This window comes from Marinobacterium aestuariivivens (assembly GCF_042661465.1).
GTDB classification, from domain to species: Bacteria; Pseudomonadota; Gammaproteobacteria; order Pseudomonadales; family Balneatricaceae; genus Marinobacterium_A; species Marinobacterium_A aestuariivivens.
Genome location: NZ_JBHSWE010000001.1, coordinates 5447404 through 5472355 on the forward strand (window position 1 = coordinate 5447404; position 24952 = coordinate 5472355).

At 64.1% G+C, this 24952-nt stretch carries 25 protein-coding genes and 5 pseudogenes; 24 read left to right on the top strand and 6 right to left on the bottom strand.

Annotation, left to right across the window (positions count from 1 at the left end; translation table 11 throughout):
• Positions 1-47 precede the first annotated feature (47 nt).
• From ACFQDL_RS28585 to ACFQDL_RS28605, 5 genes and pseudogenes are all read left to right on the top strand, one after another.
• The gene (locus tag ACFQDL_RS28585; protein WP_379912118.1) at positions 48-1067 is read left to right on the top strand and encodes a GGDEF domain-containing protein; all 1020 of its coding nucleotides are present in this window, start codon (positions 48-50) and stop codon (positions 1065-1067) included.
• Positions 1068-1279: 212 nt separating this feature from the next.
• Entirely contained in the window at positions 1280-1759 is a 480-nt protein-coding gene (locus tag ACFQDL_RS28590) for a 2-thiouracil desulfurase family protein (protein ID WP_379912120.1), read from the top strand.
• A gap of 17 nt (positions 1760-1776) precedes the next feature.
• Complete coding sequence (locus tag ACFQDL_RS28595) at positions 1777-2142, top strand: mechanosensitive ion channel family protein (RefSeq protein WP_379912122.1); 366 nt, start codon at positions 1777-1779, stop codon at positions 2140-2142.
• Complete coding sequence (locus ACFQDL_RS28600; RefSeq protein ID WP_379912124.1) at positions 2103-2600, top strand: mechanosensitive ion channel family protein; 498 nt, start codon at positions 2103-2105, stop codon at positions 2598-2600. The genes ACFQDL_RS28595 and ACFQDL_RS28600 overlap by 40 nt, the downstream gene beginning before the upstream one ends.
• Before the next feature lie 334 nt (positions 2601-2934).
• A pseudogene (locus ACFQDL_RS28605) lies at positions 2935-4652 on the top strand (proline--tRNA ligase).
• A 26-nt stretch (positions 4653-4678) separates the two neighbouring features.
• Here the strand turns inward: ACFQDL_RS28605 and ACFQDL_RS28610 are convergent.
• Positions 4679-4855: a hypothetical protein gene (locus tag ACFQDL_RS28610; protein WP_379912126.1), complete on the bottom strand. Its 177-nt coding sequence runs from the start codon at positions 4853-4855 to the stop codon at positions 4679-4681.
• Positions 4856-5068: 213 nt separating this feature from the next.
• Between ACFQDL_RS28610 and ACFQDL_RS28615 the strand changes: the two genes are divergently transcribed.
• Together ACFQDL_RS28615 and ACFQDL_RS28620 are read left to right on the top strand one after the other, a co-directional pair.
• The gene (locus tag ACFQDL_RS28615) at positions 5069-7558 is read left to right on the top strand and encodes a HAMP domain-containing protein (protein ID WP_379912128.1); all 2490 of its coding nucleotides are present in this window, start codon (positions 5069-5071) and stop codon (positions 7556-7558) included.
• Positions 7534-7986 (top strand): HD-GYP domain-containing protein, encoded by a 453-nt coding sequence (locus ACFQDL_RS28620; protein ID WP_379913421.1) that lies wholly within the window; start codon positions 7534-7536, stop codon positions 7984-7986. Before ACFQDL_RS28615 ends, ACFQDL_RS28620 begins: the two co-directional genes overlap by 25 nt.
• A 124-nt stretch (positions 7987-8110) precedes the next feature.
• Here the strand turns inward: ACFQDL_RS28620 and ACFQDL_RS28625 are convergent, their stop codons facing one another.
• Together ACFQDL_RS28625 and ACFQDL_RS28630 are read right to left on the bottom strand one after the other, a co-directional pair.
• On the bottom strand, positions 8111-8365 hold the full coding sequence (locus ACFQDL_RS28625; protein WP_379912130.1) for an acylphosphatase: 255 nt from the start codon (positions 8363-8365) through the stop codon (positions 8111-8113).
• On the bottom strand, positions 8362-9624 hold the full coding sequence (locus ACFQDL_RS28630) for a YihY family inner membrane protein (protein ID WP_379912132.1): 1263 nt from the start codon (positions 9622-9624) through the stop codon (positions 8362-8364). The genes ACFQDL_RS28625 and ACFQDL_RS28630 overlap by 4 nt, the downstream gene beginning before the upstream one ends.
• 70 nt (positions 9625-9694) lie before the next feature.
• Between ACFQDL_RS28630 and arsC the strand changes: the two genes are divergently transcribed.
• From arsC to ACFQDL_RS28710, 16 genes and pseudogenes are all read left to right on the top strand, one after another.
• On the top strand, positions 9695-10045 hold the full coding sequence (gene arsC / locus ACFQDL_RS28635) for an arsenate reductase (glutaredoxin) (protein WP_379912134.1): 351 nt from the start codon (positions 9695-9697) through the stop codon (positions 10043-10045).
• 73 nt (positions 10046-10118) lie between these two features.
• A pseudogene (gene wrbA / locus ACFQDL_RS28640) lies at positions 10119-10668 on the top strand (NAD(P)H:quinone oxidoreductase).
• The gene (locus ACFQDL_RS28645) at positions 10665-11060 is read left to right on the top strand and encodes a DUF2069 domain-containing protein (RefSeq protein WP_379912136.1); all 396 of its coding nucleotides are present in this window, start codon (positions 10665-10667) and stop codon (positions 11058-11060) included. The pseudogene wrbA and the gene ACFQDL_RS28645 overlap by 4 nt, the downstream one beginning before the upstream one ends.
• Positions 11060-11560, top strand: a pseudogene (locus ACFQDL_RS28650) (aminotransferase class V-fold PLP-dependent enzyme); the annotation flags it as partial. The gene ACFQDL_RS28645 and the pseudogene ACFQDL_RS28650, both read left to right, overlap by 1 nt.
• 122 nt (positions 11561-11682) lie before the next feature.
• A pseudogene (locus ACFQDL_RS28655) lies at positions 11683-12716 on the top strand (aminotransferase class V-fold PLP-dependent enzyme).
• Positions 12713-12838 (top strand): annotated as a pseudogene (locus ACFQDL_RS28660) (LysR family transcriptional regulator); the annotation flags it as partial. The pseudogenes ACFQDL_RS28655 and ACFQDL_RS28660, both read left to right, overlap by 4 nt.
• Positions 12839-13124: 286 nt before the next feature.
• On the top strand, positions 13125-13628 hold the full coding sequence (locus tag ACFQDL_RS28665) for a substrate binding domain-containing protein (RefSeq protein ID WP_379913423.1): 504 nt from the start codon (positions 13125-13127) through the stop codon (positions 13626-13628).
• Positions 13629-13773: 145 nt separating this feature from the next.
• On the top strand, positions 13774-15309 hold the full coding sequence (locus ACFQDL_RS28670) for an ABC transporter transmembrane domain-containing protein (protein WP_379912138.1): 1536 nt from the start codon (positions 13774-13776) through the stop codon (positions 15307-15309).
• Positions 15258-16382: a hypothetical protein gene (locus ACFQDL_RS28675; protein WP_379912140.1), complete on the top strand. Its 1125-nt coding sequence runs from the start codon at positions 15258-15260 to the stop codon at positions 16380-16382. The genes ACFQDL_RS28670 and ACFQDL_RS28675 overlap by 52 nt, the downstream gene beginning before the upstream one ends.
• 51 nt (positions 16383-16433) lie before the next feature.
• Positions 16434-17045, top strand: a complete 612-nt coding sequence (locus ACFQDL_RS28680) for a hypothetical protein (RefSeq protein ID WP_379912142.1) — start codon at positions 16434-16436, stop codon at positions 17043-17045.
• A 52-nt stretch (positions 17046-17097) separates the two neighbouring features.
• Positions 17098-17820, top strand: coding sequence for a response regulator (locus tag ACFQDL_RS28685; protein ID WP_379912144.1), 723 nt, complete (start codon positions 17098-17100; stop codon positions 17818-17820).
• A 275-nt stretch (positions 17821-18095) separates the two neighbouring features.
• Positions 18096-19943: an ATP-binding protein gene (locus tag ACFQDL_RS28690; RefSeq protein WP_379912146.1), complete on the top strand. Its 1848-nt coding sequence runs from the start codon at positions 18096-18098 to the stop codon at positions 19941-19943.
• Entirely contained in the window at positions 19838-20161 is a 324-nt protein-coding gene (locus ACFQDL_RS28695) for a response regulator (protein WP_379912148.1), read from the top strand. The genes ACFQDL_RS28690 and ACFQDL_RS28695 overlap by 106 nt, the downstream gene beginning before the upstream one ends.
• A gap of 122 nt (positions 20162-20283) precedes the next feature.
• Complete coding sequence (locus ACFQDL_RS28700) at positions 20284-21228, top strand: hypothetical protein (RefSeq protein WP_379912150.1); 945 nt, start codon at positions 20284-20286, stop codon at positions 21226-21228.
• Positions 21229-21282: 54 nt separating this feature from the next.
• Entirely contained in the window at positions 21283-21441 is a 159-nt protein-coding gene (locus ACFQDL_RS28705) for a hypothetical protein (RefSeq protein ID WP_379912152.1), read from the top strand.
• A 374-nt stretch (positions 21442-21815) separates the two neighbouring features.
• Entirely contained in the window at positions 21816-22052 is a 237-nt protein-coding gene (locus tag ACFQDL_RS28710; protein ID WP_379912154.1) for a hypothetical protein, read from the top strand.
• Positions 22053-22155: 103 nt separating this feature from the next.
• Here the strand turns inward: ACFQDL_RS28710 and ACFQDL_RS28715 are convergent, their stop codons facing one another.
• The 3 genes from ACFQDL_RS28715 to ACFQDL_RS28725 form a co-directional block, all read right to left on the bottom strand.
• Positions 22156-22920, bottom strand: coding sequence for a TSUP family transporter (locus ACFQDL_RS28715; protein ID WP_379912156.1), 765 nt, complete (start codon positions 22918-22920; stop codon positions 22156-22158).
• Positions 22921-23030: 110 nt separating this feature from the next.
• Positions 23031-24653, bottom strand: coding sequence for a DNA topoisomerase III (locus ACFQDL_RS28720; RefSeq protein ID WP_379912158.1), 1623 nt, complete (start codon positions 24651-24653; stop codon positions 23031-23033).
• Positions 24650-24886: a toprim domain-containing protein gene (locus tag ACFQDL_RS28725; RefSeq protein ID WP_379913425.1), complete on the bottom strand. Its 237-nt coding sequence runs from the start codon at positions 24884-24886 to the stop codon at positions 24650-24652. The genes ACFQDL_RS28720 and ACFQDL_RS28725 overlap by 4 nt, the downstream gene beginning before the upstream one ends.
• Here ACFQDL_RS28725 and ACFQDL_RS28730 point away from each other — a divergent pair.
• Positions 24827-24952 (top strand): hypothetical protein, encoded by a 126-nt coding sequence (locus ACFQDL_RS28730; RefSeq protein WP_379913523.1) that lies wholly within the window; start codon positions 24827-24829, stop codon positions 24950-24952. The two genes, ACFQDL_RS28725 and ACFQDL_RS28730, sit on opposite strands and share 60 nt — an antisense overlap.

Sequence of the window (24952 nt, forward strand, 5' to 3'; positions counted from 1 at the left end):
CACCGTACCATTCAAATGTTGTCCGGATTACCGGTATAGGGAATGCTATGAAGTTCGCGGAGAGTTCCAATCAGGCGGCAGAGCTGCTGCGCCAGGCGGTGCCCATCATGGTCCGGCACAACATACCGCCCAACCCACTGAACTACGCTCTCTGGTACACCTACGTTTCCAAACGCCTGCCGGAACTCAACAGTGAACTGGACAAGACACTGAACGCCTACGGCACCTGCCCGATGATGGTCAGCGAACAGCTGTTCCGCGATCACATGCTGCGCGACGAACTGGAGTCGGCACAGGACATGCAGGCTAACCTGATCGCACTGATGAACGACCTCAATCACCAGGCCGGCGAAACCGCCCGTCGCACCAGCGATTACAGCGAAGTCCTGCAGGACAGCCTCGAGGCCCTCAGCGACACCGACGCCGACCGCCTGCCGCTCGAATCGATCATTCAGAATCTCGCCGCCAACACCGAGGCGATCAGCACCGAAACACGCCTCTTCCAGCAGCGTATCGACGAAGCCCGGGCCGAAATAAACGCCCTTAAGGCCGAACTGACCCGAACCCGGCAGGATGCCCGGGTCGATCCGCTGACCGGGCTGTTCAACCGCCGGGTCTTCGACGCCGAGCTGGAACAGCTGCTGGGTACCGCGGAACCGCCGCGGCTGACCAGCCTGATGATCGACATCGACCACTTCAAGGCCTTCAATGACCGCTATGGCCACCTGATGGGCGACAAGGTCCTGCAATATGTTGGCAAGCTGCTCAAGGAGCATGCCAAGGAGCCGGTACTGCCGGTGCGCTTCGGCGGCGAGGAGTTCGCGATCCTGATGCCCGGAGCCACGCTCGACGAGGGCGCCGAACTGGCCGAAACGCTGCGGGAAAAGATCCAGGCGATCCGCATCAAGCTGAAAAAATCCGGCGAAGTGATCAGTTCGATCACCGCCTCCTTCGGCGTGACCGATTACAGTCCCGGCGAAGGGGTCGATGATTTCATCGGCCGTGCCGACGCCGCCCTCTACCAGGCCAAGAGTCGTGGCCGCAACTGCGTCCACCTGAGCGACTAGGGCCGATCCTGCGAGCCCGCCGCCCGCTGGGCGCCGTGGATTCAGGGACGAATCTGCGCCGTCCACTATCACAGAGTCTTAACAATCCCCCCTTATGCTTCGCGCCCGTAATCGATAGCGGGCTTGACGGCGCCTGCGCGCAGCGGATCTCTCCGACAGGCAAAGCCCGCGCTTCTATCTTAGACTTCTGATAAAAGGGAATGGCAAAAGCTATGCACAAGATACTGATCAGCGCCTGCCTGCTGGGCGAAAAGGTACGCTACGACGGCCAGCACCGGCTTCTCGACCACCCGGCCATCGAACGCTGGCAGCGCGAGGGGCGTCTGGTGCCCTTCTGTCCCGAAGTGGCCGGAGGCCTTCCGACCCCGCGCCCGGCGGCCGAAATCCGCCAGCGCTTCCCGATTCTGGTCAACAGTCGTGACGGCCAGGACTTCACACCGGCGTTTCTGCGCGGCGCCGAACTGGCACTCGAAGTGGCCCGTCGCGACGGCTGCTGCTGCGCCCTGATGAAAGCCGACAGCCCTTCGTGCAGCAACAGCCGCGTCTATGACGGCCATTTCAGCGGCACCCTGGTCGAGGGCAGCGGGCTTGCCGCGGCAGAGCTGATGCGCCATGGCATCGCGGTGTTCGACGAAACCCAGCTGGCGCACCTGATCGACTTTATCGCCGCCCAGACCTCCTGCGCCGCCTGAAGCCCGAGGTAACTGCCATGTTCGACGAAGAGCTGCAAGCCGCCGGCAAGATCTACAGCCTCGTCATCGACTTCTTCGTCAACTACAGCTTTCAGGTGATCGGCGCCATCATCATCCTGATCGCGGGCCTGCTGGTCGCCCGCTGGGCCGGCAACCTGACCCTGCGCCTGTGCGAACGCCACGGCGTCGACATCACTCTGCGCCTGTTCATCGCCAGCACCGTGAGACTGCTGGTCATCGCCATGTTCATCGTCATCAGCCTCGGCAAATTCGGCATCAGTGTCGCCCCCTTCGTGGCCGCAATCGGCGCTGTCTCCCTCAGCATTGGCCTGGCGCTGCAGGGGTGTTCTCGAACTACGGCGCCGGCTTCACCATCATCCTGACCCGGCCGTTCGTGGTCGGCAATACCATCTCCATCAACGGTCTGAGCGGCGTGGTCGAGGAGATCCATCTCGCCTGCACCGTGCTGACCAACGAGGATGGCGAAAAGATCACCATTCCCAACAAGCATATCGTCGGCGAGGTCATCACCAATTCCTATGCCAACCGGGTGGTCGAGGCCAACGTCGGCATCAGCTACGACAGCGACCCCGGGCAGGCGATCGCGCTGATTCTCGCGGTGCTCGGCGATACCGAGGACATCACGCAAGAACCCGCGCCCCAGGTCGGCATTCAGGGCTTCGGCGATTTCGCGATCGATATCGGCTACCGCTACTGGGTACCGACAACGCGCTATTTCGAGCTGCAGTTTCAGGTCAACCAGGCGGTCTTCGCGGCGCTGAAGCGCCAGGGTATCCAGATCCCCTATCCGATCGTCGATCTGCATACGCGCAAGGGGTAAGGGGCAGGGCAATCGCACTATCACGAGGCGATGACAAGATCGTCAGGGTCGATGTGGTCGGGCCTGCCTGACACGCCGAGCGGTCAGGGCGACCGTCTGCCGCCAGGGAGGGCGGCAGCCGAGCGGTCAGGGACGACGTAAAGCGTGTCGCCCGGAAACGGTACCGCCGGCCCGGACTGGCACTCACAGTCGTCAGGTAGTGCGATTGCCCTGGGGTAAGGGGCGTGCGCTTTTTACGCCTCGCGCCCTAGCCATCGGACTTGTTTGCATGTCGCCGCCTCCCTACAATGGTTCGATTTTCTGCAATCTCATCCGTTTCATGGGTTTAGGATCTATGCGAGCCAGTCAATACCTGATAGCAACACTGAAGGAAACACCGTCCGACGCCGAAGTCATCAGCCATCAGTTGATGCTGCGTGCCGGACTGATCCGCAAGGTCGCCGCCGGCCTGTACAACTGGCTTCCGCTGGGTCTGCGCTCCCTGCGCAAGGTCGAGCGCATCGTGCGCGAGGAGATGGATCGATCCGGTGCCCAGGAAGTCCTGATGCCAGCGATCCAGCCGGCCGAACTGTGGCAGGAGTCGGGACGCTGGGAGCAGTACGGCCCCGAACTGCTGCGCCTGCGCGACCGTCACGACCGCGAATTCTGCGTCGGCCCGACCCACGAAGAGGTGATCACCGACCTGATCCGCCGCGAGGTCAAGAGCTACAAGCAGCTGCCGGCCAATTTCTACCAGATCCAGACCAAGTTCCGCGACGAGATCCGCCCGCGCTTCGGGGTGATGCGCTCGCGCGAGTTCATCATGAAGGACGCCTACTCCTTCCATCTGGGCCGGGAGTCGCTGCAGGAAACCTACGACCAGATGTACCAGGCCTATGTCAATGTATTCACCCGCATCGGCCTCGATTTCCGCCCGGTGCTCGCCGACAGCGGCTCGATCGGCGGCAGCTGGTCCCATGAGTTCCATGTGCTCGCGGACTCCGGAGAAGACGATATCGCCTTCTCCGACAGCAGCGACTATGCCGCCAATATCGAGCTGGCCGAGGCGCTCGCGCCGGCCGGAGAGCGCGCAGCCCCGACCGTCGAAATGCACCTGGTCGACACGCCGAACGCCAAGACCATCGCCGACCTGGTGAGCCAGCACGGCGTGCCGATCGAAAAGACCATCAAGACCCTGATCGTCCATGCCAGTGAAGAGTGCGAGGCCGATTTCGTCGCGCTGCTGGTTCGCGGCGATCACGAACTCAACGAGATCAAGGCCGAGAAGCTGCCGCTGGTGGCGTCCCCGCTGCAGTTCGCCACGGAGGACGAGTTCCGTCCGGTGATCGGCGCCGGCGCCGGCTCCTGGGCCCGGTCAACCTGTCGATCCCCTGCATCGTCGACCGCGCGGTCGCCGTCGCGTCCGATTTCGGCGCCGGCGCCAATATCGACGGCAAGCACTATTTCGGCATCAACTGGGGCCGGGATGTCGAACTGCCGGAAGTGGCGGATCTTCGCAATGTGGTCGAGGGTGACCCCAGCCCGGACGGCCAGGGCCGGCTGGTGATCCGTCGCGGCATCGAGGTGGGCCATGTGTTCCAGCTGGGCCAGAAGTACTCGGCGGCGCTGAACGCCACCGTGCTGGACGAAAACGGCAAGGCGCAGGTCATGGACATGGGCTGCTACGGCATTGGCGTCACCCGGGTCGTCGCCGCCGCCATCGAGCAGAACCACGACGAGCGCGGCATCATCTGGCCGGACGCCATTGCGCCGTTCCACATCGCCCTGGTACCGCTGAACTACGACAAGTCCGACGAGGTTCGCGCCCTGGCCGACCACCTCTACCAGGAGCTGCAGCAGGCCGGATACGACGTGCTGCTGGACGATCGCAAGGAGCGCCCGGGCGTCAAGTTCGCCGATATGGAACTGATGGGCATCCCGCACCGCGTGGTGGTTTCCGACCGCGGCATTGCTGCCGGCACCCTCGAATACAAAGGGCGCCGCGACAGCGACAGCCAGAACATCGCCATCGACGAACTGCTGGCGACCCTCGCCGACAAGCTCGACATCTGAACCGCCGGAGGGACCCGCGAGGGTCCTCACCTCCGCTCCTGGGCCATGACGCTGGCATCGGAGCGGGAGCTACCCGTCGAGGCACTGGCAATGCGCGCTAGTCTGTGATCATCACGGAACTGCTGCTGTCGATGCCCCTGACCAGGCTGCTGGCCCAGGCGTGCAGCCTGCTCGAGAAGGTCGTCACGGTTCGCGGCGACCATCCCCTTCATGCTCTCTTGCGGGCACGGGGTTGGATTCCAGCCATCTCGCCTGCCGGAAATACGCCGAACGCTATCTGGACCCGGAGCAGATCGATGAGGTCGACCTCCGTGACTTTCTCGGCGAAACGATGATCTGAGAACGGCCGAAGCCACGAAATAATAACCGGCTTGGGGTATAGTGAAAGGGTTGACAACCGCACAGAATTCGACCCGATGGCCAGTCGCCGCCGCTTTCCCCTGCACCTGCAGATCACCGCCCTGTTTCTGCTGCTGATTGCCGTACTGGGCGGCACCCTCAGCGCGTACAACTACCGCAAATCCAGCGAAATCGTACTGGCGGCATCGGATCAGCTGTTCACCCAGTACGGCAACCAGCTGACCCTCGACTTCCTGCGGACCTATCAGCCGATCGTCCAGACCGTCAACATGCTGACCCTGGACTCGATCGCAAGCGCCTGGACACTGGAGGAGCGGCTGTCGAAAATTCCACTGCTGGCCAAGGCGCTGGACCAGCGGCCACAGGTGGTGGGGCTGAAATTCGGGTACGAAAGCGGAGACTACTTCATCGTCCGACCGATCGGCAGCGATACGCTGCGGGCCGCCTTCGGCGCTCCGGACGATGCCGTACTGATGGCCGACAACATCCAGCAGAACGACCTGGGCCGGCGCACCGTGGAACGTTTTTTCTTCGATGCCAGGCTGCAGCCGGTCGGGCGCGTCGATGCCGGCCTCTCGGAATACGACCCCCGCACCCGGGCCTGGTACCAGGGCGCGATCGCCAGCGACGTGCATGTCGCCACCGACCCCTATTTTTTCGACCAGCTGCGCAAGGTCGGCATTACGCTCTCCAGCCGCACGCCGGACCGCACCGCGGTCGTCGCGGCCGACATCGCGCTGGACAGCCTTTCGCAAACCATCTCCGGCCTCCTGATCACGCCCCGCAGCGAGATCGTGCTGCTCGACCTGAACCTCAACGCCCTCGCCTACCGGGACCCCGGCAAGCTGGTGCTGCTGCGCGACGACGAGGTCGCCGAGGTGGCGCGTCTCGACAGCCTGGGTTCGCAGGCGCTGGATGCGGCGGGTCCGCTGGTACAGTCGGGCCTGAGGGCCTTCGAGCTCAGGATCGAGGACGAAAAATGGCGCGGCCGGCTCTACCGTCTCGAACCGGCTCACGGCATCCGCTTCGAACTGTTGATGCTGGTACCGGAAAAGGAACTGTTCACCGAGGCCCTGGTGATGCGTCAGCAGTCCAGCCTCATTACCGGCATCATCCTGCTGCTGGCCCTGCCGCTGACCTGGTACCTGGCGCGGCAGATCGCAAGGCCGCTGCGTCAGCTGGCGCGTGAAGCGAACGCCATTCGGCGGCTCCAGTTCGACCGGCCCCTGGGGTTCTCGTCGATGATCCGCGAAATCGACGACCTCAGCCACAGCATGAGCGTCATGAAGGATACGCTCAACCGCTTCCTCGGCCTGGTTCGCTCGATATCGGAGGAGACCGAATTCAAGCCGTTGATCGAGCTGATCACCGACGAAACCATGAATGTCAGCCAGGCGGCCGGTGCCGCCATCTACCTGGTCAACGAGGATGAGACCCGCCTGGAACCGGTCAGCCTGAAAATCGCCGGCACCGCGGCCAGCCCGGGCATGCTCAGCGGCTGTGCACTGGCCTCGACCGGGTCTCTGGCGCGCTGCCTGCGGGAGGAGTCGAGCCTGCAGGAACAGGTCGATCACGCGAGCCATGATCACCCGATGCACCGCCTGCTCGAAGTGATGGACCGCAGCCGCTTCAGCGTCGTCGTCATCCCGCTGAAGAACCGCAAGCGCGAGCCGGTCGGTGTGCTCTGCCTGCTGTTTCCCGATATCGACAGCCGCCGCGAATCGGACCGGCTCGCCTTTATCGAAACCCTCTCGGGTTTTGCCTCGATCACCCTCGAGAGCCGCCAGCTGATTCGCATGGAAAAGGATCTGCTCGAGGCCTTTATCGAGCTGATCGCCGGCGCCATCGATGCCAAGTCGCCCCACACCGCCGGACACTGCCAGCGCGTGCCGGACCTGACCGAAATGCTCGCCCGCGCGGCCTGCGACAGCCAGGACCCGGCGTTCCGCGACTTCCGGCTCAGCGCCGAGCAGTGGGAGGAGCTGCATATCGCCAGCTGGCTGCACGACTGCGGCAAGGTCACGACGCCGGAATATATCGTCGACAAGGCCACCAAGCTGGAAACCCTCTACGACCGCATCCACGAAATCCGCACCCGCTTCGAAGTGCTCAAGCGCGATGCCGAAATCCGCTACTGGCAGGCGCTCCACGCCGGCGGCGACGAGACCGAACTGCGCCGGCGCCTGGAGCGGGAACAGGCCGAGCTGGACGAGGAATTCCGCTTCGTCGCCGACTGCAACCTCGGCGGCGAATATATGAAACCCGAGGATCAGGCCCGGTTGCGCGCCATCGCCGGGCGGACCTGGCTGCGCACCCTCGACGACAGCCTGGGTCTCTCCTGGGAGGAGCGCCAGCGCCGCCCCGACCCGCCACCCGGGTTGCCGGTCGAAGAGCCGCTGCTGGCCGACAAGCCCGCCCATATCGTGCCCCGGACCGAGAACGACCGTATCGCGCAGGACAACCCCTGGGGTTCCGGCTCGAGACGCCGGAGCATCTCTACAACCGGGGCGAACTCTACAACCTGCAGATCAGGGCCGGTACCCTGACCCCCGAGGAGCGTTACAAGATCAACGACCATATCGTCCAGACCATCATCATGCTGGACAAACTGCCCTATCCGCGGCATCTGCGCCGCGTGCCCGAGATCGCCGGCGGCCACCACGAACGCATGGACGGTACCGGTTATCCGAAACGGCTGCGGGCCGAGGAAATGTCAATGCGGGCCCGCATGATGGCGATCGCCGATGTCTTCGAGGCCCTGACCGCCGCCGACCGCCCATACAAGGAGGCCAAGACACTGAGCGAGTCGCTGCGAATCATGGCGAAGATGCGCGACGGCGGACACCTGGACCCCGACCTGCTGCGCCTGTTCCTCGAAAGCGGTGTCTACCTGCAATATGCCCGGCGCTACCTGGCCCCGGAGCAGATCGACGATATCGATATCCGAGATTACCTCGGCGAGACGATAAGCTGATAGTTAAGCGCGCCGATACCTCGAAAGACAACGGTGCGGTGCGCTGCGTTTACCAGCCCCCTACAACTCAACCGACCCAAAGCCCTACGGAATACGATCGATCAACGGCGGATCTCGAAACCGCTCAGGTCCGGGTCCGGCGGCCGGGGTTCGGCACGCAGATCGCTGACCTTGGCCGCCGGCGGCCCTCTTCCAGCCAGCGCTGCATGCGCGCGACAGCCTCGGCTTCGCCCTGAATCCAGGCCGCGACCGTACCGTCCGAGCAATTGCACACCCAGCCCTGCAAGCCTTCCAGCAACGCCTGCTGGCGGGTGTAGTGTCGAAACGAAACCCCCTGCACCCGGCCCGACAACCGTACTTCGACTGCAATCGTCGTCATCCGTCTCCTCCTTTTCCGGCCGCCGACAGCGGCTGCTGAGTGCCCGCGTCCTCTTCGAACAGCTGCTGCAGCGGAACATCGAGCTGTCGGCTACGCTGGTGCGAGAGTGCCTGCAGGCGCAGATCCAGCCGTCGCTGCCACGGGCAGATGGCCTCCTGGGCCGAAGGCTCCGGCAGCGGCCAGGGCAGAGTTGCGGCCAGCTCCAGCAGGCTGTAGCGCGACAGGTCGCGACAGAGCAGAAAATCCCCCTGCTCGTTGCGCTGGATGATGCCCCCGTCGCTCAACAGCTGCTGATAAAGGTCCCAGCGGCCCTGGTCGAGTCCGATCACCTCCTGCAGCAAAACCCCGTCGGACAGGGAGCGGCCCTCCCGCTGCGCCTGCCAGAGCCGGTGCAGCACCGCCACCACCGTCAGCAGATGGGAGGCCTCGCGTTGCCGGCGCACCGGCTGGTAGACGCTGAGCGCCCGCGTCAGCTCGGCGCCAAGCAGAATGATCACCCAGGAAATATAGATCCAGAGCAGGAACAGGGGCACCGCGGCGAAGGCGCCGTAGATCAGCTGATAGGACGGCGACTGTGTGACAAAGAGGGCGAAGCCGCGCTTGGCCGTCTCGAACAGCAGGGCCACCACCAGGCCGCCGATCAGGGCGTTGCGCAACGGCACCCGGCAGTTGGGTACCGCCGCATAGAGCAGCGTGAATGCCGCGGTCGACAGCAGCAGTGGCAACAGCGACAACACCGTCGTTCGACCGACAATGTCGGTGGCACTGCTGATCAGCGGCAACGTGGCGATATAGGAGCTGAGCACCAGACCGAGGCCGATCAGTACCGGCCCCAGGCTGAGCACGGCCCAGTACAGCAGAAAGCTCGACATGCCCTTGCGCGGCTTCGAGACGCGCCAGATCCGATTGAAGGCCGCCTCGATGTTTTTCATCATCATGATCGAGGTCACGGCCAGAAAGGCGATACCGACGCCGGTCAGCTTGCGGGCCTGGGAGGTGAAATTCGCGAGATAGTCCTGCACCGCGGCACCGGTGGCGGGTACGAAATTCTCGAACACCCAGCCCTGCACCTGGTCGCCGAGCCCCTGAAAGGACGGCACCGCCGCCAGCATCGAATAGGACACCGTCATCAGCGGCACCACCGCGAACAGGGTGGTATAGGTGAGAGCCGACGCGTTCAAAATGCCCTGGTTGGCAATGAACTGCTCGACCAGGTAGCGAAGAAAACGCAGCGGCCGGCTCTGCAACAGCGGGTTCATGGTGAAGTCCTTTTGCATCAATTGTTTGCCATATACAATAGGCGCCGCCAACACAGCAACGGGAAGCGCCATGAGTCAAGTTACCCTCTATCATAACCCACGCTGCTCGAAGTCCCGAGAAACCCTGCAGCTTCTGAAGGACAAGGGCATCGAACCGCAGGTACGCGAATATCTCAAGGATGTCCCGGACGCCGCCGAGCTCAAGGCCGTACTGACGGCGCTGGGGATCGACGCCCGCGCACTGCTGCGCACCAAGGAAGCGGAATACAGGGAGCTGGGACTCGACGACGACAGCCTGACGGACGACCAGATCATCGCCGGCATGATCCGGTGCCCGAAACTGATCGAGCGACCGATCGTCATCCGTGACGGCCAGGCCCGCATCGGACGCCCGCCCGAGTCGGTCATGGAGATTCTCTGAGGTGACGCAAGCCAACACCGGCCGGCCCTATGTGCTGGTGCTCTACTACAGCCGCAACGGCGCGACCCGCACCATGGCGCAACACATCGCCCGTGGCGCCGAGCAGGCCGGCATCGAGGCGCGACTGCGCACCGTGGCGGCGGTCTCGACGGTCTGCGAGGCCAGCGCCGACAGCATTCCCGCCGACGGCGACCTCTACTGCAGCGAAGCGGACCGGCCAACTGCGCCGGTCTGGCCCTGGGCAGTCCGACCCGCTTCGGCAACATGGCCGCGCCGCTGAAGTACTTTCTCGACGGTACCAGTTCGCTGTGGCTGTCCGGTGCCCTGATCGGCAAGCCCGCCGCGGTATTCAGCGCCTCGTCCAGCCTTCACGGCGGCCAGGAAAGCACGCTGCTGACCATGATGCTGCCGCTGCTGCACCACGGCATGCTGATCACCGGCCTGCCCTACAGCGAGCAGGATCTGCTGACGACGGACAGCGGCGGCACCCCTACGGCCCGACCCACGTAGCCGGCCACCAGCCGGGACGGCAGGTCGACAGTACCGAAATCAAGCTCTGTCAGGCCCAGGGACGCCGACTGGGCGAACTGGCCCTGAAGCTGCTGCCCCGGAGTACCCGATGACCGCCACCGACCACCTGCAACAACTCAAAACCCGGGTGCGGCTTGCGCGCCTTCTCACGCTGACCAGCTACGCCGCCCTGATGGCGCTGCTGAGCGCCTGGTTCCTGGTGCTGGCGCCGGCCCCGGGCGACCGTCCCTGGGTGGTCTGGCTCTGGCATCTCGCACCGCTGCTGGCCTTCGCACCCTCAATTCTGAAGGGACGCCCCCGCGCCCATGCCTGGCTCTGCTTCGTGCTACTGCTGCTCTTTATCGAGGCCGTGCTGGCCGCAACGCATCCGGCCACCTTCGGCCTTGGCCTGGCCTACTGCCTGCTGGTCGGACTGCTGTTCGTTGCCGCCATGTACTATGCCCGCTGGAAAGGCCAGCTGTTGCGTCTGGGGAACGGCAGCTGATGTTCGACCCGCGTTCGGTACGGGGCGATTTCCCGATACTGGCGAGTCGGGTCAATGGCGCGCCGCTGATTTACTTCGACAACGCCGCCACGACCCAGAAGCCCGAAGCCGTGATCAATGCGGTCGCGGACTACTATCGGCGGGACAATGCCAACGTACACCGTGCCGCCCATACCCTGAGCGGCCGCGCGACCGCCGCCTTCGAACAGGCACGCGAACAGGTGGCGGCCTTTATCAACGCCGCCAGTCCGAGGGAGATTGTCTGGACCCGCGGCGCCACCGAGGCGATCAACCTGGTCGCCCAGAGCTATGGCCTGTCAGCGCTCGCCCGCGGCGACCTTATCCTCGTCAGCACCCTCGAGCACCATGCCAACATCGTCCCCTGGCAGATGCTGGCGGAACGGACCGGGGTCCGCATCGAGCCGATTCCGCTGCTCGACGATGGCACCCTGGACCAGGACGCCTATCGCCGTCTGCTCGAGCGCCAGCCCGCGCTCGTCGCGCTGACACAGGCCTCCAACGCCCTCGGCACCCTGAACCCGGTCTCCGAGATGGCCCGCCGGCGCGCGCCGCCGGCGCGAAAATCCTCGTCGACGGTGCCCAGTCGACCCCCCATCTGGCGATCGACGTCCAGGCGCTGGAGTGCGACTTCTTCGTCTTTTCCGGCCACAAGCTGTTCGGCCCGACCGGCATCGGCGTGCTCTGGGCGCGCGAAAGGCTGCTCGAGACGATGCCGCCCTGGCAGGGCGGCGGCGAAATGATCGAAAAGGTCAGCTTCAGCGGCACCCGCTACGGCGCCCTGCCGTTCAAGTTCGAGGCCGGCACCCCCAATATCGCCGGCGTCATCGGCCTGGCCGCCGCGATCCGCTACCTGCAGCAGTTCGACCGCGCCACGCTCGAGGCCCATGAGCTGCACCTGCTGCGGCATACGATCGAACGGTGCCGCGAGATACCCGGCTTTCGGCTGATCGGCGAGGCCGAGCGGCGCGTCAGCCTGATGTCCTTTCAGATCGAGGGGCTGCACCAGCAGGATCTCGGTCTGCTGCTGGACCAGCACGGCATAGCGGTACGTGCCGGTCATCACTGCGCCATGCCACTGATGGAGCGCCTCGGCCTGCCCGGCACGCTGCGTGCTTCCTTCGCCTTCTACAACAGCCTCGAGGAGGTCGAATCCTTCGCCCGCTGTCTGGACAGGATCGTCGCCGAACAGCGCCATGAAGGCGTGCATATCAGGGGCACCGAAGTGACGGCATACGACAGCTGCGAAGCGCTGGAGCAACTCGAGGCCTGCCACGGCTGGCAGGAGCGCTACCGGCAGATAATGCTGCTGGGCAAGCAACTGACACCGATGCCGCCACAGCTGAAGGTCGAACCAAACCGCCTGCACGGCTGCGAAAGCCGGGTCTGGCTGCATGTGGAGGCGCAGCCGAACGGCCGCCTCAGGCTGCAGATGGATGCCGATGCCCGGGTGATTCGCGGTTTGATAGCCCTGGTGCTCGCCGCCTATGACGGCAAGCCCCCGAACAGATCCTGACATTCGATCTCGACGCCTGGTTCGAGCGCCTCGACCTGATGCGCCACCTGGGTCCTTCCCGCGGCAACGGCCTGCGCGCCATCGTCGACGCGGTAAGGGCCGAGGCCGAAACCCGCCTATGAACCTCGATAATCTGCGTTATTTTGTTCGCATCGTCGAAGCCAACAGTTTCACGGCCGCCGCCGAACGGCTCGGCACTCAGAAATCCACCCTGAGCCGGCGCATCTCGCAGCTCGAGGACGAACTCGGCATCCGCCTGCTGCAACGCACGACCCGCAAACTGCACCTGACACCGGACGGTGAAGAGCTGTTCGAGCGCTGTCGCGGCCTGATCGACGACCTCGAGGACGCCCGCCACAGCCTCAGCGCCGCACAACCCGAGCCCCAGGGTCGCCTGCGCCTGACCATGCCGACGGAACTGGCACTGGCGATGCTCGACGATATCATGGCGTCCTATCTCGAGCAGTATCCCGAGGATCCAGCTCGAGGTCGAGCTGACCTCCCGGGTCATCGACCTTGTCGAGGAGGGCATCGATCTCGCCATCCGCGTCGGCGTGCTGGAAGACTCGAGCCTGGTCGCCCGGCCGATTGCCCATGTAGCCCGCGGACTCTATGCCGCACCCGAGTATCTCGTGCAGGCGCCGGCGCTGGAAACGCCCGCCGACCTCCAGGCCCACCGCTATCTCGGTCTGCTGCACCGGCATGACCCGCTGAGCTTCGAGAACTGGAGCGCGCCGACGCCGCAGCCCGCCGAGACGCCGTTGAGAACCAACAGTCTGAACTTCATGCGCCACATGGCCGGTCGCGGTTTCGGTATTGTCCGCCTGCCGCGCTTCTACGCCGAGCCGCTGATCGAGACAGGACGCCTGCGACCGGTACTGTCCGACTACCCGGTGCCCAGCGTCGCCCTCAGCGCGCTCTACCCCAGCCGCCGCCACCTCAACCAGCGCACGCGCCTCTTTGTCGACCACCTGATCCGCGAACTCCAGGACCACCCCTGGGCCAGCCGCGGCCTGATTCGTCTGCCGGGCTGAACCGATTGCGGCATCTGCGCCTCTAATCTTCACTTTGCGACTACACTGAAATGATGTCTATGCTGCAAAGCAGCAAAAAGGGCCACGCCGGGTGCAGGTAACTTCCTGTCCCCGGTCTCCCCGAAGCCGGCGCGGAGACCGCTAGATGGAAAGGTCGATCATTCGCTTCATACTGCGCTACAGCCTGCCTCAGCAGATAAAGCTGTTGATACTGACCTTCTGCTCCTTTCCGATACTCTACGTCTCCCTCGAACTGCCCAAGATCATCATCAACGACGCCATCGGTGACGCCAGCAGCCCCAAGAACGTGCTCGGCACGGTGCTGGAGCCGGTGCCCTACCTGCTGGCGCTGTGCGGTTTCCTGCTGACGATGATCGTCGTCAACGGCGTCTTCAAGATGCGCATCAACACCTTCAAGGGGATCGTCGGCGAGCGCCTGGTACGCCGACTGCGCTACCAGTTGATCGACCGCATTCTGCGTTTTCAACCGCGGCGTTTTCAGATGATCAGCCAGGGCGAGCTGATTTCGACGGTCACCGCCGAGACCGAGCCGCTGGCCGGCTTTATCGGCGACAGCATCGCCCTGCCCGCCTTTCAGGGCGGCACCATGCTGACGATCCTGCTGTTCATGTTCATGCAGGACCCGATACTGGGACTGGCATCGGTCATTCTGATACCGGTCCAGATCGCCGTGATTCCGCGCCTGCAGCGCAAGATCAACCTGCTCAAGAAGGAGCGCGTCCGCACCGTACGTCACCTGTCGGAACGCATCGGCGAGAATGTCGACGGCGCCCTGGAGATCCGCCTGCATGGCACCCGCGCGTACCATCTGGCGGAATTCTCCAAGATCCTCGGCGAGCTGTTCCGCATCCGTCTGGATATCTACAAGAAAAAGTTCTTCATGAAGTTTCTCAACAACTTCATCAACCAGTTGACGCCACTGATGTTCTATTCCATCGGCGGTGTTCTGGCGATTCAGGGCGACCTCACGGTCGGCGCCCTGGTCGCGGCGGTGGCGGCCCACAAAGACCTCACCGCCCCCTGGAAGGAGCTGCTCGATTATTACCAGCAGTACCAGGACTCGCTGATCAAGTACGAGCAGATACTGGAGCAGTTCCATGACGACGACCTGATGCCCTACGTGCCGGCCGGGCCCGACAGCCCGGAGCACCTCGACAACCGTCTGCGCTTCGATCAGGTTTCGGTCGGCGATGACCTGGGCAATCGCATGATTCGCAGTATCTCGCTGGAGATCCCGCCAGGGGCGGCCGTGGCGATCCGCTGCGACGATGCCTCCCATCTGCGGGCCCTGGCCCGCACCCTGATCCGGTTGCAACCGGTCGAAAGCGGCCAGTTGCTGATCGGCGACCGGCCGCTGGAGGAGCTGCCCACCGACCTGCTGGCACGGGAGCTGACCTATGTCGGCCCCGATGCCTTCCTGTTTTCCGGCAATATGCTGCAGAACATCAACTACAGCATGCGTCTGAAGCCGCCCCGCGAGGACCCGCACAGATCGACGCGCAGCGCCGCTGGGAGATCCGTGAGGCGAAAGCCTCGGGCAACAGCACCGATCGCTTCGATGGCATCTGGACCGATTTTTCCCTGGCCCATGCCGAGAACTGGCAGGACATGCGGCACTGGCTCTATGAAGGGCTGCAGGTGGTGGGCGCCGACGACCTGATCTACCGCGTCGGCCTCGACGTCAAATACGATCCCGCGGCCCGGCCTGCGGAGCTGTCCAACGGACTGCTCAGGGTACGCCAGCAGCTCAGAGAACGGTTGCCGGAAGCCGGACTGGACGGGCTGATCGAACATTTCGACCCTGAGCGCTTCAACCGCGGCCTGTCGGTGGCCCAGAACCTGGGGTTCGGCTTCCCCTGCCCGCCGGTCGCCACCGCTGCCGCCATGGCCGCCCATCCGCTGATGAACGACCTGCTGCAGCAGTTCGAACTCGAGGAGGCCTCGAGGCGCTGCGGCCAGCGCCTGGCCCGGCGACTGCGCGGCCTGCTGATCGAAGCGGGGCCGCTCGCCCCGCTGCCGGACGATTTCAGCGAATTCGACAACCGCGAGTTCAGACGCAAGCTGAGCGACCTGCTGCGCCAGGATCTCAGCCGCAGCGAAGAGGGGCTTCTGCTGTTGCGCGAACTCTTCCTTCGCATCGTGCCGCTGCGTCATGGCGGCGACCTGCTCGACGATGACGTTGTCGAACGGCTGATGGCTGCACGGGCGGTGGTGCTAACCCGCACCGACTGCCCGCTGTGCTCCAGTTTCGAGCATTTCGACGAACAGCGCATCAGCTCCGGACTGTCGGTCCGGGAGAACGTGGTCTTCGGCAAGATCGTCGGCACCGATCACCAGGCTCTGGAACGCCTGCAGAACCTGATTGACGACGTGATGCAGCAGGAGGACGCCGACTCCATGGTCATGGTACTGGCCTGTTTCACCCAGGTCGGCATTCGCGGTGCCGGGCTGCCGCTGATCGCCAAGCAGCGCATCCAGCTGCTGCGGGCCATCGTCAAGCATCCCCGAATCCTGATCATGCATGAAGCCCTGACCGCCATGAGCCTCGACGAGCGTACCCGGGTGGTTCAGCGCATCAGGAACCATCTGCCCGATCTGCTGCTGCTCTATCTCGACAAGGATCTGCCGTCTGGCGAAACCTTCGATGACCACTACGAGATTCACCACGAGCAGCTGCATCCTCTGGACAGTAGCAACGGGCTGCATCAGAGTCTGGCCAGCAGTAACCTCTAAGCCCCGGAGGCCGCTATACTTATCGCCGTAAGCAAGGAGCATGACGCATCGATGAATCCGCCAGTGCCATTCCAACAACCCTGCATCCGCCGCCCCGCAGGCCGGCGCCCGCGACAGCATGATTTTTTCACCGATCTGCTGACCGGGCTTGCCCTGTTGTTGCTGGCGATGCCGTTACACGCAGAGAGCCTCGAGATCGATGCTTTCTACGGTCACTATGCCGGTGTCGCCGACCAGATCGTCAAGCAGGAATCGGAACGGCGCCGCCTTACGGTGACGATAGAGCCCCAGGGCGACAACTTTCTCGTCGACTGGAGTACCCGTGTACGACGTGCCGACCAGTCGCTCAAAGACAACCACTACCGCGTGCTCTTTCGCAAGACCCGACGCGGAGCCGTCTACGCATCGGCGATGAGAATCAATGTGTTCGGCAAGCAGATCCCGATGGACCCGCTGGCCGGGGATCCCTTCGTCTGGGCCCGCATCCAGGATCGCACGCTGACGGTCTATGCGCTGATGATCACCGACGAGGGATCCTATGACATGCAGGTCTATGACCGTACCCTGCTGGAAAACGGCGATCTGGACCTGAGTTTCAGCCGCATACTCGATGGCGGCCTCCGCAAGGAGATCACGGCCCGGTTGCACCGCATTAGCGACTGAAGCCGAGCCGCGCGCCAGCCCTTGCGGTTCAATGACAGTGACAGGAGCCTCCATGGTCGACACGGCCGCCGCCTCCATCCTGATCGTCGACGACGATGCCGCGTTGCGCGAAATGGTGCGGGACTACCTGGGTCCACAGGGGTTCGAGATCCGCGAAGCGGCAAGTGCCGCCGATGGCCGCCTGCTGCTGCAGCAGCACCCGCCGCAGGTCGTGCTGCTCGATATCGGCATGCCGGGCGAAGACGGGCTCTCCCTGGCCCGCCATATCCGCGAACGTCTCGATATCGGCATCATCATCGTATCGGCCGCCAGCGACCCGGTCGACCGTATCATCGGCCTGGAGATCGGCGCCGACGACTATCTGGCCAAACCTTTCGACCCGCGCGAACTGCTGGCCCGGATTCGCAGCGTGCTACGCCGTTATGACCGTGCGACGCCACCGCCGGCCACGAAGGATCAGCCGGCGACCATAACGATAGGGCACTGCCGGCTGCAGCTGTCGTCGCAGCAACTGTTCGATCCCCAGGGCCAGGAACTGCCGCTGACCCAGATGGAGTTCGATCTGCTGCGGGTTCTGATCGAAAGGCCCAACCGTGTTCTGAGCCGCGAGAAGATCCTCAACCTGACCCAGAACCGGGACTGGGACCCGAACGACCGCAGCGTCGACATCCGCATCGCCCGCCTGCGACGCAAGATCGAACCAGACCCGGAGCATCCCCGCTGCATCCGCACCATCCGTGGCGGCGGCTACATGTTCGTGCCGAACCCCGATTGATCCCCGGAAAAATGGGCGGTATAGGCCGTAGGGTGTCCTGAGCGCAGCGAACGGCGCCGTTATCCGTTCGGTGCGGTGCGCTTCACTTCCCTGGCAATCGCGCCTGCATTGCCAGGATTCACGCGGGGCGGCCTTCCGCCATCCATGGCGATACCGCACCCTACATCGATTGATTTGTATCAGTACGGTATCAATTGTTTCGTTCGGTTTCAGCGCGCCGCTCCCCTTCGACCGGCTGATACACTGTATTGAGATCGCTCACGGGGGTGACATCAATGAACACCAGCCAAGAACAGCAGCTGCGCCTGGCCCTTCGCCATGCTGCCGACGCCGCGACCTGTCAGGGCGGCGAAGGCATCTTCCGTGAACTGGTGCGGGAACTCACGCTGGCGCTCGGCGTCGACCACGCCCTGATCGGCGTGCTGCTGCCCGGTAACAGCGACCGTGTCGAGGTCGTCGCCGGCTACAGCCAGGGCCACTTCGCCGACGGCTATCAGTACGACCTGGTCGGTACACCCTGCGAACAGGTGATCGGACAGCATTACCGTTTTTTCCCGCGCAACATGCGCCAGCTGTTCGAGGACCCGAGCCTGGTCGAGTTCGGCGTCGAGAGCTATGCCGCCATCCCGCTGTTCGACTCCCGCGGCGAGATTCTGGGCCTGATGGCCGCGATGCACGGAGAACCCCTCGAGGACGACGGCATGATCCAGGCGGTGTTGCGGATATTTTCGACCCGGGCGGCGCTGGAACTGGAACGCCAGCGTTACGAAAATGCCCAGCGCAGCTCCGAAGCGCGCTACCGCACGGTATTCGAAGCCGCACTCGACGCCATTGTCAGCATGGATGCCGAGGGCCGCATCCTGGACCTGAACCCGGCCGCCGAAACCTGTTTCGGCCACGACAAGGCCAGGGTGATCGGCCTGCCGCTGGCCGAGGTGCTGATACCACCGCGCTACCGTGCAGGGCACCGTGCCGGCCTCGCGCGCTTTCTCGACGGCGGCCAGGGCAACTACCTCGGTCGCCGGGTAGAGGTCATGGCGCTGGCCGCGGGAGGAGAGGAAATCCCGGTCGAACTCACCATCGAAGTCGCCCAGGATGCCGCAGGCGGCGACATCTTCATCGGCTACATGCGCGACATCCGCGACCGCATCCAGGCCGCCGAGACGGAACGGCGCCTGCAGTCCCAGTTGCGACAGGCCCAGAAGATGCAGGCCATCGGTCAGCTGACCGGTGGCATCGCCCACGACTTCAACAATATTCTCACGACGGTGCTGGGCTACATCCTGATGGCACAGGAGCAGGCGGCTCGCTACCAGGACCCGTTGCTGGACAAATACCTCGACCGGATCCAGGCTGCCAGCCAGCGCGCCGGCCACCAGATCCAACAGATGCTGACCTTCAGCCGCGGCCAGCAGGGCGAGCGGCGTCCGATTCAGCTCGCCGAACCGGTCTACGAGGCGCTGCGCATGCTCGATGCCGTCCTGCCGGCCGATATCCAGCTCAGCGAGACATTGGGCGCCCGCCTGCCCGCCGTACTGGCCGACCCGCTGCAGATCGAGCAGGTCCTGATGAACCTCTGCATCAATGCCCGCGACGCCCTCGACGGCAACGGCGAGATCCGGGTATCCCTCAGGACTCTGCACCTGCAGGACCAGGTCTGCGCCTCCTGCCACCGCTCCCTGGGCGGCGACTACGTCGAGCTGGAGGTCGCCGACAACGGCCCCGGCATCGAGCCCGAGGTGCAGGAGCGCATCTTCGAGCCCTTCTTCTCGACCAAGTCGACCGGTCAGGGCAGCGGCATGGGACTGGCGATGATCCACGGCATCGTTCACGAACACCATGGCCATGTGCTGCTCGACAGCCACCCCGGCGGCGGCGCTCGCTTTCGCATTCTGCTACCCCCTGCCGGCACCGCCTGCCCGACCGCACCGCCAGCGGAACGACGTCGAGCGGCAACCCGGTACCGCTGCAGGGACGTGTGCTGCTTGTCGACGATGAAGCCACCGTGGCAGAGTTCATGGCCGACCTGCTCAGCAGCTGGGGCCTCGAGGTCCATATCGCCTACGATGCCCGCCAGGCCCTCGAAAGCGTCGGGCAGGCCGGCGACGCATTCGACATCGTGATTACCGACCAGACCATGCCCGACCTGTCGGGCCTGGATCTGGCCGGGCAACTGATGATCCTTCAGCCATCGCTGCCGGTGATCCTCTATACGGGGTTCACCGAGGACGTCGACGAGGCCAGCTGGCGCAGCAACGGCATCAGTGCCTTTTTCCGCAAGCCGGTCGACACCGAGCGCCTGCGCCAGACGCTGACCGAGCTGCTGTGCTGCCGGGCCTGAAACGTCGGAAACGCCCGGCAACAAAAGCGCAACAAAAACCAACCACCGCGACATCCTCCCGATACGAAGCGCCTTTAGCCTTGTACTCGTCAACCCAACACAATAAGACGAGGAACGACACCATGAACGCCAACACCGACCGCTATGCCCGCTGCATCGATGCGTCCCGCCGCGTACGCTGGGAAATCGAAAAGGACCTGATACGCGGACGCCGGCTCGACGCGGGAATGAAGTATCTGCCGGATGGCCTCTCCTGCATCGAGGACCTGCCCTTTATGGACGAGTCCGACAGGCGCTTTTTCAGCCAGGTTCAGGGACGCACCTACGCCAATGTGTTCGGACTTGCAGAGCGCTTTATCTGTGCCAAGATCGTCGAACTGAGTCGCGACTATCTGCTCGATGACCAGGTCGCGCTGGAGGGGCTGATCCGCTTCAGCGACGAGGAGCTGAAGCACCAGGAGCTGTTCCGCCGTGTCGAGCAGATGGCGGCCGGACAGATGCCGGACGGGTATCGCTTCGTGCCGGATCCCAACGAGGTTGCCCGGGCGGTCCTCAGCAAAAGCAACTGGGCGGTGCTGGCCCTGACCTGCCATATCGAGCTGTTCACCCAGATGCACTACCGCCAGAGCATTGCCCCGGACGCCGGGTTGTCGCCGCTGTTCAAGGACCTGTTCCTCTATCACTGGAAGGAGGAGTCGCAGCACGCCGTCATGGACGAGATCGAATGGCGTCGCGAAGATGCCCGGCTCGGCGACGACGAACGTGACCGGGGCGTAGACGACCTGATAGCGCTGGTCGGCGCCCTGGACGCCATCGTCTGCGGCCAGGCGTCAGCCGATACGGGCTACTTCGTCGCCCAGGCTGCGCAACGCTACGACGCCGGACAGCAGGCAGCGATCGAACGGACGTTCATGAAAGCGTATCGCTGGCAGTTTATCGTCTCGGGCGTGGAGCATCCCCACTTCGCCCGCGTGCTGAACGAACTCTGCAGCCCGACCCAGATGGCACGCATCGGACAGGCACTGGCCCCTGTCATGAGCGCCGCCAGGAACGCCCAGGCGGCCTGATACAAGGCGCGGCCGGTGGCGAGCGCCGGCCGCGCAGGACTCCGGAGACCTGTCATGAATTGCCTGACAAGACTGATCAAGCGCCTGCGCCTCCCGTTGCACGAGCCTGTCGCGAACAGGCCCGACCTGCACACGCTCGAGGATATCGGTATCGACCCGATGGGCACGGAACTGATGCGGGACCTGCATCTCTGGCGCGATCTTGCCGCCTGATGCCCTCCGGGCGCCGGGCTCCCGCTCAAGGCCCGGCGCCTCTACGCATACGCAACATGAAAAGCCCGGCATGAATTTCAAAAAGGTGAATCATATTGCGCTTCTGGAACAGACATACTGCCCTTAAAAGCCCCAGAAAGCCGCGTCATTTGATTTTATTATCAGCCTTTTCAATAGCCTATAGCTTGATAGGGGCAACAACTGCCGGCTGCGGCACTCGCCACAGATAGTTAAATATTATTCACCTTTAAGACAAGAAAGGATCATTTGCTGCAGGCGCGTAATAGACGTAATCTGGCAACGTCGAGAAACGAAAGAGAACGGACCCGATGCCGGCCCGACCGCCGGACGGATCCCAAGAAGGAGCAACCAGGATGAACAACCTTTACGACTATTACAGCGCCCACCTGCATTCACCGGTCAACGTGCCGAACAGTCGCCGCGAAACCGAAATCGAATACATCTTCCGTGTCGCACGGGAAAAAGCCGAAGCAGAGAAAGCCGAGCGTCGCCGCGAGCAGCTTGCCCGCTTCAAGCGTTATGCCGTATCGCTGCTGAAAAGCTTCGGCGTCAAGCGTACCCCCAGCCTGCACTCCCTGTTCGGGCACTGATCGTGGCCGGCTGCAACCGGGGCCGGACGGGCCTGATGAAGACCGTCCGGTAACCGGCAGCCTCCTTCCCCACGAACCCGCCCGTCAAACGGCATCCAACACCTCAGCCGAACTGCTTCCAGAGATAGCTCAGCGCCATCAGCAGGCACATGCCCACCACCATCGGCCGGATGATCCGCGCCCCGTGGCGAATCATCGTATGACTGCCGATCAACGCACCGATCACCTGCCCCAGCACCATCACCGCCCCGACACTCCAGATCACCTTGCCCCCGGCAATGAAGACCACCAGCGATGCGACATTGGACGCGAAATTCAGCACCTTGGCGACAGCCGTCGCGCCGATAAGGTTGCGGCCGCGGAACCACAGCTTGCTGAAAGCGAAGAAAGATCCGGTTCCGGGTCCGAGAAAGCCATCGTAGAAGCCGATCAGCGGCACCACGGTAATGCCATAACGGCGCCGGCTGATGCGCGCCCGGGTTTCTTCCATGCCGGCCGCCGGGGCCAGTAAAAAATAGAGCGCTATCAGCACCAGCACCAGCGGGATCAGCACCTCGAGGATACCCGGATCGGTGAACTGTACCAGCAAGGTGCCGGCCGCCGACCCCAGCAGACTGGCGACGAACAGCCAGCGGACATCGCGAAAGCGCACGACTCTGCGGCGCAACATCGTCAGCGCCGCCGTCAGGGTACCGAACGAGCTTTGCATCTTGTTGGTCGCCAGCGCCGAGACCGGGGGCAACTGGGCCAGTAGCAGCGTCGGCAGGGTCAGCAGGCCGCCCCCGCCGGCAATGGTATCGATAAAGCCTGCGAGCAGCGCGACGCAGAACAGCAGCGCCAGCAGCTCGGCCGAAAGTCCTATGTCCATATATCGAGGGTTCAGGGTCTAAAGGGGATTGTCGCCGCGCGACTCTACTCCAGGGCGCGGCATAAAAACAGATCCACGGGATTACTGGTCACTGGTCACATTCAACTCGATCAGTCCGCCAATGCGACGGTTTTCTTGCGGGAGCGGCGACGGGTGCCGCCTGTTTTACCGCGCCCCGTCGCTGCGCCCGTGGACGACTTGCGGCCGCCGGACGCACGCCGTCTCTTGCCCGGCGCGGCGGTGACGCCCTGCAGTCCCTGCGGCAGTGACCGGCAGGCCCGTTCCACCAGCCCCTGCAACGCCGCGACGAGCTCGCCCATGAACTGGCCATAGCTCGCCTCCCGCTGGCAGATCCCATCGAGGCTGGCTTCCCAGCGGGCGGTCATGTCGGGCAACGTCGCCTGTTCCGGCAGACTGTCGATCAACCCGCGACCGGCGGCGGTGGCGCGAATCGCCTTGCCCTGACGCTCGAGGAAACCGCGCCGGAACAGCAGTTCGATGATCCCGGCCCGGGTCGCCTCGGTACCCAGGCCGTCGGTATCCTTGAGAATGCGCCGGACCTCGGCATCCTCTACAAAGCGGGCGATACCGGTCATCGCCGCCAGCAGGGTCGCATCGGTGAAGGGCTTGGGCGGCTGCGTCATTTTCTCGAGCAACTCGCCGCGCTCGCACTGCAGCACCTGACCGGCCTCGAGCGCCGGCAGCAGTTGCTGCGCTTCCCTGTCGTCGTCCTGGCCCTGGCGCCCGAACAGGGTTTTCCAGCCCGGCTCGATCACCTGGCGCGCCTGGGTGCGGAAGCGTCCACCGGCGATCTCGATCTCGACCCGGGTTTCGTAGTACTCGTGGTCCGGCAGGAACTGCACCAGATACTGGCGCGCGATCAATTCGTAGAGCTGGCGCTCGGTCTGCGACAGCCGGCCTGTGTCGGTCTTCTTCTCGGTCGGTATGATCGCGTGGTGGGCATCGACCTTGGCGTCGTTCCAGGCCTTGCTGCGCCGACTGCTGTCACAGAGCGCCAGCGCCTGGGCAAAAGCGTCGGTATTCTCGCCGATGGCCCGCAGCACCCGCGGTGCCTGACCATGGTGCTCCGCCGGCAGATGCCGGCTGTCGGAGCGCGGATAGGTGATCAGCTTGTGCCGCTCGTAAAGGCTCTGGGCGCTGTCGAGTACCGCCTGGGCGCTAAGCCCGTAACGTTTGGCCGCATCGATCTGCAGGTTCGACAGGTTATAGGGCAGCGGCGGCGCCTGGCGTTTGCGCTTCCTCTCGACCGACAGCACCGTCGCCGGCTGGCCGGTGATGCGATCGACCACGTTCTGTGCCAGCTTGCGCGACAGCACCCGCCCCTCCTCGTCCTGGTAGGGCCGGCAGGCCTCGCTGGGCTGCCACTTGGCATGAAAGGCCTCGTTGCGCTCGGTCAGCAGATGGGCCAGTACCTCGTAAAAGGGCTTGGGCACGAACGCCTCGATGGCGCGGTCGCGCCGCACCACCAGCCCCAGCACCGGGGTCTGCACACGGCCCACCGAAAGCACCCCGTCATAACCGACCTTGCGCCCCTGAATGGTATAGGCGCGGGTCAGATTGATACCGTAAAGCCAGTCGGCGCGGGAGCGGGCCAGGGCGGAGGTGGCCAGGGGTACGAATTCGCGGTTGGGCCGCAGCCGCTCCAGCGCCCGGCGCACCGCCGGCGCATTGAGGTCGCTGATCAGGCAACGCTGCACGCCGTCCCGTTTCACCCCTTGACGCCGAGGTAATCGATCACCTCGTCGACCAGCAACTGCCCCTCCCGGTCGGGATCGCCCGCATGCACCAGCTGGTCCGCCTCCTTCACCAGCCTGCGCAATACGCTGAGCTGTTTGCGTGTCTTCGGCTTGGGCACCAGTTGCCACTGCCCGGGCAGTATCGGCAGATGTTCGAGTCGCCACTGCTTGAAGGCGGGATCGTAGGCATCGGGCTCGGCCTGTTCCAGCAGATGACCGATACACCAGCTGACGGTGTCGCCATTGGCCGCCCTGATAAAGCCCTCCCCTTCTGA